Source organism: Plesiomonas sp., assembly GCF_051650925.1.
In the GTDB taxonomy this organism is placed as follows: domain Bacteria; phylum Pseudomonadota; class Gammaproteobacteria; order Enterobacterales; family CAMTGL01; genus Plesiomonas.
Map to the genome: position 1 here is coordinate 1 of NZ_JBOFRH010000521.1, position 1,539 is coordinate 1,539.

The window sequence follows — 1,539 nt, forward strand, 5'->3', positions numbered from 1 at the left end:
GTCAGTTTGCGATCCACAAAACTCGATGCACAGTTTGTATAGCGGCATTTTGCCGCAGCATCTGTTTGCCCCAGCGCCACAGTGCCGTTTCGCTGACACATGGCAAGCGCAGGATATTGCGCCCTTCGCCACCTTGCTCGAACAACACCATGAAGAAATTGCCGCCGTTATCTTAGAGCCAATCGTACAAGGCGCAGGCGGGATGCGGATGTACCACCCGCAATACTTGCGTGAAGTACGTAAGCTATGTGATGAGTTTGGTATCTTGCTGATTGCCGACGAAATTGCGACCGGATTTGGTCGCACCGGGCGGCTTTTTGCCTGTGAACATGCTGAGATCACGCCCGATATTTTATGCTTAGGCAAAGCCTTAACCGGCGGCTATATGACACTCTCCGCCACCCTCACCACGCGCCACATTGCCGATACCATTAGCGGTGGTAGCGCCGGTTGTTTCATGCACGGGCCAACCTTTATGGCTAACCCGCTCGCCTGCGCCGTGGCATCGGCAAGTCTGACGTTACTGACCAGCGGCAGCTGGCAAGCGGATGTGCAGCGTATCGAAGCGGTGCTCAAGGCCGATTTGCAGCCGTTAAGCACACACCCTGCGGTCGCGGATGTGCGAGTGCTCGGCGCGATCGGTGTGGTGGAGATGCACCAGCCGGTGAACATGGCGCGGTTACAGGCCGAGTTTGTGCGTCTCGGGGTGTGGATCCGTCCGTTTGGGCGCTTAATCTATGTGATGCCGCCCTATATGTCGCCGACAGACGATGTGCACCGTTTAACTGCGGCTATACATGCGGTTATTGAGCAAGGCCTCTGAGACCATCAACCGCAAGCCCTTTTTCTACTGCAGCGAATACGGCACGTATCTAATACGTAGCAGTATTCGCTGTTTACTGTTGTTGTTAAGCACTTGAAATTTCGGTCTTAAAACTTAGCCTTTAAAATAGAAGAGTTGATATCGAGGCGTTTGAGGTTTAACCGTGAGGACTTCGGTTGCTTGGGTATTGATGTTTAGATATTGAGGGTCTTGTAGCACGCACTATATAGCATCACATATTTATCCCCGTTTATGCTCGGCTCGAATTAAAAATAAAGCTCACACAACTGACTGAAATGCATGTTTATTTCATTTTCACCACCAATAACACCAGCGCATATTCTTTTTGATTATAATACCCTCAACAATTAATTTTAAATCGCACATTTATAGAATGTAATGCGCGCATTTTCCCCTCGCGTTCATTTATCAAATCTTAAGTCTTTCACTTTCGTTTTACACATATGCACGCAAGGCATATTCATACAGAATAATTCGCTTTAAAAAAGCCGTTTTAGCAAAAACAACAGGTCATACCAGCTTGCTGGCGTGTATTTATTCTAAAAACAACGATTACAAGATAACTATTTCAGACTCATCACTTTATGTTTCTGTTTAAAATATCTTTTTCGCATTTCTTGACGGCTATCAATTGCCTTTATTCTAGAATGCGATGTAACATCAAAATAACATCAGCATTCCTGAATATTATTTTT

The 1,539-nt window shown here is 46.7% G+C and carries 1 protein-coding gene; it reads left to right on the plus strand.

Features of this window, described 5'->3' with window-relative positions; genetic code table 11:
• A partial coding sequence (locus tag ACRC27_RS12450; protein ID WP_438640015.1) for an aminotransferase class III-fold pyridoxal phosphate-dependent enzyme occupies positions 1 to 823 on the plus strand: 823 nt, incomplete at its 5' end.
• Between the last annotated feature and the right edge of the window lie 716 nt (positions 824 to 1,539).